Origin of the sequence: Brevibacillus sp. HB1.1, from assembly GCF_013332445.1 — a bacterium.
Classification (GTDB): Bacteria; Bacillota; Bacilli; order Brevibacillales; family Brevibacillaceae; genus Brevibacillus; species Brevibacillus porteri.
In genome coordinates this window covers 1-286 of the sequence record NZ_JABMIV010000038.1, presented here as the reverse complement: position 1 = coordinate 286, position 286 = coordinate 1, and the positions used below count along the sequence as shown (strand labels likewise).

Sequence of the window (286 nt, the reverse complement as noted above, 5' to 3'; positions counted from 1 at the left end):
AATTCATGGTGCCGGCAATAGGACTTGAACCCACAACCCCCTGATTACAAGTCAGGTGCTCTACCAATTGAGCTATACCGGCATATCTTTAATTATGGCATATCTTTCATGAAAAATCAACGTTTTTTTATTACGTTAAACCTTTTTCATGTTCGTGAACTATGCCATCTTGTTAAGAAAGATGGCGGAGCTGACGGGACTCGAACCCGCGACCTCCGGTGTGACAGACCGGCGTGAACTCCAACTTCACCACAGCTCCAAATTTGGTTGCACCCACTGGGCACTT

Annotated in this window: 2 tRNA genes; both read right to left on the bottom strand. The window is 45.8% G+C overall.

The annotated features are described in order from the left end of the window. Positions 1 to 6: 6 nt before the first annotated feature. Positions 7 to 82 (bottom strand) — tRNA-Thr (locus HPY27_RS29865). A gap of 100 nt (positions 83 to 182) precedes the next feature. Next, positions 183 to 259, bottom strand: a tRNA-Asp gene (locus HPY27_RS29860). Between the last annotated feature and the right edge of the window lie 27 nt (positions 260 to 286).